Consider the following 5,453-nt stretch of genomic DNA (forward strand, 5'->3'; position numbering starts at 1 on the left):
ATTTATAATGTCAGAATAACGAATAACTTTATGGTTTTTAAAATATCCTGCTTAACTTGACGGCTATGGGCCGTGCCCGCGGAAAGAGCGTATATTTTCACGGTGCGGCGTGATAACTTGATCATTCGTATTTTGAGTAAAGAAGTTGTGTTTTGTCCCAACCTCTTTTTATCCCGCATATAACTGGTAGTAAGCTCCCTACTGATGGAAGTTTCATTTTATCTTGTAAACCGCTTTCAGTTCATTTATACTTGAAATAAACCGATTTACTAAACCGATTTAGTAATTGGATAAGGAGAATAAAATGAAAAAAATTACAATTGCTGATGTAGCAGCACATGCTAATGTTTCTAAAAGCACGGTATCTCAGTTTTTAAATAAACGATATGACTATATGGGGGAAGAAACGAAAAAGCGCATTGAGACAGCTGTTACTGAACTAGGTTATCGTCCAAATATTATTGCTCGTAGTTTAAAGCAGAAATCAACAAAGACAATTGGGGTCATCGTTGCAAATATTCTCCATGTTTTTTCCACACAGGTTATTCGTGCAATTGAGGATTTTTGTCACGAATCAAACTTTCACGTAATCGTATGTAATGCAGATGATGATCCTGTAAAGGAAAAACGCTATATTGAAATGCTTCGTGCAAAGCAGGTTGATGGTATTATAGCTTTTCCTACGGGAGAAAATATGGAGTTATATCAAGGACTGCTTGATGAAAGATATCCTTTCGTATTTATGGATAGACTAGTGCCGGGAATTCATATGGATGCTGTTTTATTAGATAATAAACGAGCATCTGAATTAGCTGTAGATCAATTTGTTAAGGCTGGTTATAAAAAAATAGGAATGATTTCTCCACTGATAGATATGCCTGTAACACCAAGACTGGAAAGAATTCAAGGATATAAGACAGCATTAGCAAAATACAATCTATCATTTCAACCAGAATATTTAGCAAGTGGAGCATTTACTGACATGCAAATGATTATTCAACAAATGCTTTCGTTGTCAGATCCACCTGAGGCTCTGCTAGCTTTGAATGATCGTGTGTTATTTGAGATTTTACAATACGCGAAGGATCATCATGTGAATATTCCGAATGATTTGGCGATTATTGGGATTGATGATGTATCGTTTGCTTCGTTCTATTATCCAACGCTAACGACAATTTCCCAGCCTGCATTTAAAATGGGAAAAAAAGCTGCACAATTGCTTTTTAAGCAAATAAATCAAGAAGATCAAGGAACAGCAGCTCAGGTTTACCGTTTTTCACCTCAATTAATAGACAGGGAATCATGCTAGCTGAAAGGAAGGATGTTTATAAAAAGAACGATTAATACGATTGCATCGGAAGTATCAGAAGGATTACACCGTGTAAAAACAGAGGAAGGCATAAATTTAGCTGGAGAACTCCAAAAAGCAAATCGAATTTTTGTTGCTGACACAGGACGATCTGGCTTCATTGGTAAGATATTTTCGATGCGAATGATTTGTTGCTGATTTTATCCGGATCCGGAAGCACAGGTACGCTTACGTACTTTGCCGAAAAGGCCAAAGCAATTGAAGCGAAAATAGCCTTGGTTACGACAAATAAACAATCGGCAATTGCAACGTTGAGTCAATGTGTCGTGAAGGTTCCAGCTGCTACTAAAAAAGGTTGCCACCCGAGCCTTCAACTATTCAACCGTTAGGTAGTCAATTTGATCAACCTGCTCATCTGTTGCTAGATGCTGTAATTGCTTATATATTGCAACATCTACCGAAGGATCAGATTAAAGAATTAAATCAAAGGCACGCAAATTTAGAGTAAAGAGGGGATAAAATAATGAATCCAATAGATATTATTAAAGATACCAAAGTTGTAGCGGTTATTCGTAAAGCAAACGAAGATAACATTGTACCGATATTAAAAGCATTGTCTGCAGGGGGGGTGAAAGCTGTTGAGATTACAGCAGAAACCCCTAATGTAGCTAATGTAATTGCGAAAGCAGTAGAACATATGAAACAGGATGTATGCATTGGAGCAGGAACTGTACTTGATCCAGAAACAGCAAGGGCAGTAATGCTTGCTGGTGCAGCATTCATTGTATCGCCAACCTTAAATACAGAGACGCTCAAACTAACGAATCGATATGGATTGCTTACTATACCTGGTGTGTTAACTCCCACAGAAATTATTACTGCCTATGAGCATGGGGCGAAGATGGTTAAAATCTTTCCAGCTGATACATTCGGTCCCGATTATGTTAAAAATATCCTTGGCCCACTTCCGCATGTAGAAGCAATGGTTACAGGGGGAATAACACTAGATAATATGAATGCGTATCTGGATAAAGGAAGTAAGGCGGTAGGCATAGGCAGTAACCTGGTAAACGTTCAGCGGCTAAAAAGTCCCGAGGATTATCAACAATTAACAGAAATAGCTAGACAGTATAGTAGAAAAGCAGCGTACTAGCTTTAGCGTTGGAAGGGGTTGTTTATCCCGCATATAACTGGCAGTAAATGTCCGATTGGTTCAAAGGCGTTTAGGTCATAACCTTGTGGTACTAACCATCCGTGGGAGATAAACAACCCTCCCACGGAAGGAAGTTTCACTTTATACCTAATTTGTTTAGTTAAAGGAGTGATTTACCATTGAGTAGCTCAATTGAGGATAAACAATTAGCAGCAGAAGCAGCAGTCAAATACATTCAGACTGGGATGACGATAGGACTTGGGTCTGGATCGACGGTAAATTATATGTTGGAAGCACTAGCAAAGAGAATTAAAGAAGGCATGGATGTAAAAGGCATTCCTTCATCTGTAAAAACAGAAAAGCTTGCTAGAAAGCTTGGAATACCATTAATTGGATTTTCTAAAGCAACTAAGATTGATCTAGCAATTGATGGCGCAGATGAGGTCAATAGCTCATTGCAATTAACAAAAGGTGGGGGAGGTTCACTTGTTCGGGAAAAAATTATCGATGTAGCAGCCACTAAGCTGATTATTATCGTCGATTATTCAAAAATGGTTACACATCTAGGGAGTTTTCCATTGCCAGTGGAAGTTGTCCCGTTTGGTTGGGAAAAGACAGCGGAAAGAATCGCGGCATTTGGGTGTAACCCAAAACTAAGAAAAAGTGATCAGGACGTTTTTATTTCTGACAACCATAATTATATTCTTGATTGCCAGTTTGATCTTATCGAACAACCAGAACAATTACATGAGCAATTAAAACAAACGGTAGGTGTTGTAGAAACTGGTTTGTTTGTAAATATGACAGATATGGTTATTGCTGCTAAGAACGGCATTATTGATACACGACACCGGGGATAATTAGATGGAAGAGTCGTTTGGAGGAATTAGCATGAATGAAGTGATTACCTTAGGTGAGGCGATGATTGTTTTCAATCCATGATCAACAGGTTCAATAAAATTTGTAAACACCTTTAAGTCCTTCAAAGGTAGTGGATCCGGTTGGCGCAGGCGATGGCTTTAATGCAGGTATACTATATGGACTGTTGCACGGCTGGGAACTAGCTAGAACGCTTCATTTTGCTAATACGTTTTGTTCCATGGTAGTTGGCTTGATTGGTGATAATGAAGGAGTGCCATATTATGAATAAGTGCAACAACGACTAAGTGAAGTCGAGCGTATTGGACGATGAAGCGTGAGGTGAAGGTAGTTCAATATAAGACAATTTTAGCGATATAAAAACCTGTGATGCTGGAAAGTATTAGACAGGGCTTGCATCTGACGCTGATGCAGATAACACAACAGTCATGGCCTTCTCTTCCGATATTACGATTAAGGATACATTAGCTATTGCAAAGTAAAAAGAAGCTAACATGAAATGTAGTGCAATCTCTCGTTGTATAGAAAACGAGGGGACGTTGAATGGCTTTTTAAGCTGCCGAGAGCATATATCGGCAGCTATTTTTTTATCCATATAACTGGTAAGTCCCCCACTTCCAGCAATAGCCAGGGAATCTAATGGAAACATATAGAAAAGAACTACATACTGTATCAACACCTTTATCTGGTTATGTTCAACTTATACTTTTCAATGAACTAATTGAGGAGGCACAGAAAGACAACATTTTGTTGAAGATGGAAGTACGTGTTGGTAGTTTTTCTTATTGGGGCCCTGGTGCAGGAGCTATTGATGAATCAAAGTATATACAGCTTATTCGTATTGGACACAAAGAAACCGAGATTCAAGATTTGAAATTTGGATTAAATAAGCTTGCTGAGATAGCAATAAAATCAATTGGTAACGATGATCCAAAAACAGCTTCCAATACAATATACCAAGTAACAGACCTACTGCTATATTTAGAACAACGTACCACGTTTTCGCCGTACTTAATGGATAATAATCACCAGGTACGTCTATTACTAGGTGTTGATAACTTTGAATATCATCTTTATCAAGGGTTGGGAATTATTCGGCACTATTCACAAAAAAACCTACCCAGTTATTACGGATATAATCGCAGCTTTAGCACGGTTGGCTGAGTCCATAAATGAATAACACCATCAAGTGATATGGGAATTTGCAAGAAATACAATAGATCATATTTATACAGAATTTATTTTCGAGCTTGACCGGAAGTTGTTGCTAAAAAATGTATATAAACTAGCTGAGATTACTGGAAATAAACAAGGGTATGAATATATCCAATCTCATTTAAAGGGCTAGCCAGAAATATAACGTTTTTATCATACATGCGAAGTAAATGAGAAGTTCTTTCTGCCGTTCTATTACAGATTTGATCTTCTCCCTGTTTAAGATTTTGTAACTAAGGAATAATATCTATAGCAGAAACAAAAAGGAGTGTAAAAGTGTGAGTCAGCATAAAATAAAACAAGATATTGAGCATATTTTAGACAACAGCTTTGTTGGTACGATGGCAACGGTAAAAAACAAGATGCCACATTCAAGGTATATGACTTTTTTTCATGAAAACCTATCTCTATATACACCAACGAGTAAGCAAACAGACAAGACAGAAGATATAGAAGAAAACCCATATACGCATATTATTTTGGGTTATGACGGTGAGGGATTCGGTGATTCCTATGTAGAATACGAAGGTAAGGTTTCCTTTAATAATTCCCCTGACCTAAAAAAGCAGATTTGGAATGAGCAAATGAAAGTATGGTTTGATGGACCAGACGATCCAAATCTAACCATATTAGAGATTAAACCGTTACACATTCGTTTGATGAATAAAAAAGGAGAACGTCCAAAAGAATTAGAAATAGATTCAGAATAAAAAGCGTTTGGGATTTGTTAAATTTCTCGTTCTCTTGGATGCTACGAAGTCTTTTTTTTATAAGTTAAGAAAGTATAAAATCAGTGTAATGACTGCGTTAAGCCAAGTAGTTATTTTGAATGTTAGATGTATATTGGCAATGCTCCGACTAATTACTTCGCTTTCCGTGGGCACGGCCTCAACTAAC

General features: G+C 37.5%; 8 protein-coding genes and 1 pseudogene. 8 read left to right on the plus strand and 1 reads right to left on the minus strand.

Annotated features, from left to right (window positions below):
* Window positions 1-304: 304 nt before the first annotated feature.
* From ABDZ84_RS17040 to ABDZ84_RS17065, 6 genes and pseudogenes are all read left to right on the plus strand, one after another.
* The gene (locus ABDZ84_RS17040) at window positions 305-1,309 is read left to right on the plus strand and encodes a LacI family DNA-binding transcriptional regulator (RefSeq protein WP_121604064.1); all 1,005 of its coding nucleotides are present in this window, start codon (window positions 305-307) and stop codon (window positions 1,307-1,309) included.
* Between the two features lie 12 nt (window positions 1,310-1,321).
* On the plus strand, window positions 1,322-1,507 hold the full coding sequence (locus tag ABDZ84_RS17045; protein WP_026679567.1) for a phosphoheptose isomerase family protein: 186 nt from the start codon (window positions 1,322-1,324) through the stop codon (window positions 1,505-1,507).
* A complete protein-coding gene (locus ABDZ84_RS17050; protein ID WP_228089190.1) occupies window positions 1,501-1,698 on the plus strand; it encodes a phosphoheptose isomerase family protein in 198 nt (65 codons plus the stop codon). The genes ABDZ84_RS17045 and ABDZ84_RS17050 overlap by 7 nt, the downstream gene beginning before the upstream one ends.
* A 134-nt stretch (window positions 1,699-1,832) precedes the next feature.
* Complete coding sequence (locus ABDZ84_RS17055; RefSeq protein ID WP_343782365.1) at window positions 1,833-2,462, plus strand: bifunctional 4-hydroxy-2-oxoglutarate aldolase/2-dehydro-3-deoxy-phosphogluconate aldolase; 630 nt, start codon at window positions 1,833-1,835, stop codon at window positions 2,460-2,462.
* Between the two features lie 179 nt (window positions 2,463-2,641).
* Window positions 2,642-3,322 (plus strand): ribose-5-phosphate isomerase RpiA, encoded by a 681-nt coding sequence (rpiA, locus tag ABDZ84_RS17060; protein WP_281949937.1) that lies wholly within the window; start codon window positions 2,642-2,644, stop codon window positions 3,320-3,322.
* Between the two features lie 125 nt (window positions 3,323-3,447).
* Window positions 3,448-3,612 (plus strand): annotated as a pseudogene (locus ABDZ84_RS17065) (carbohydrate kinase family protein); the annotation flags it as partial.
* A 111-nt stretch (window positions 3,613-3,723) separates the two neighbouring features.
* Here ABDZ84_RS17065 and ABDZ84_RS17070 read toward each other — a convergent pair.
* Window positions 3,724-3,936, minus strand: coding sequence for a hypothetical protein (locus ABDZ84_RS17070; RefSeq protein ID WP_162986318.1), 213 nt, complete (start codon window positions 3,934-3,936; stop codon window positions 3,724-3,726).
* Window positions 3,937-3,980: 44 nt separating this feature from the next.
* Between ABDZ84_RS17070 and ABDZ84_RS17075 the strand changes: the two genes are divergently transcribed.
* Together ABDZ84_RS17075 and ABDZ84_RS17080 are read left to right on the plus strand one after the other, a co-directional pair.
* Complete coding sequence (locus ABDZ84_RS17075) at window positions 3,981-4,505, plus strand: DUF2254 family protein (protein ID WP_343782368.1); 525 nt, start codon at window positions 3,981-3,983, stop codon at window positions 4,503-4,505.
* Between the two features lie 329 nt (window positions 4,506-4,834).
* Window positions 4,835-5,266 carry a pyridoxamine 5'-phosphate oxidase family protein gene (locus tag ABDZ84_RS17080; RefSeq protein WP_026679572.1) on the plus strand — a complete coding sequence of 144 codons (432 nt, stop codon included), beginning with the start codon at window positions 4,835-4,837 and terminating at the stop codon, window positions 5,264-5,266.
* The last annotated feature ends 187 nt before the right edge of the window (window positions 5,267-5,453 follow it).

Origin of the sequence: Virgibacillus salarius, assembly GCF_039521925.1 — a bacterium.
Classification (GTDB): Bacteria; Bacillota; Bacilli; order Bacillales; family Amphibacillaceae; genus Virgibacillus; species Virgibacillus salarius.

Excerpts from the sequence above, each read along its gene's own strand:
- ABDZ84_RS17045 (WP_026679567.1), top strand. The coding sequence starts at position 1,322 with ATGTTTATAAAAAGAACGATTAATACGATTGCATCGGAAGTATCAGAA.
- ABDZ84_RS17040 (WP_121604064.1), top strand. The coding sequence starts at position 305 with ATGAAAAAAATTACAATTGCTGATGTAGCAGCACATGCTAATGTTTCT.
- ABDZ84_RS17070 (WP_162986318.1), bottom strand. The coding sequence starts at position 3,936 with ATGGATAAAAAAATAGCTGCCGATATATGCTCTCGGCAGCTTAAAAAG.
- ABDZ84_RS17055 (WP_343782365.1), top strand. The coding sequence starts at position 1,833 with ATGAATCCAATAGATATTATTAAAGATACCAAAGTTGTAGCGGTTATT.
- ABDZ84_RS17075 (WP_343782368.1), top strand. The coding sequence starts at position 3,981 with ATGGAAACATATAGAAAAGAACTACATACTGTATCAACACCTTTATCT.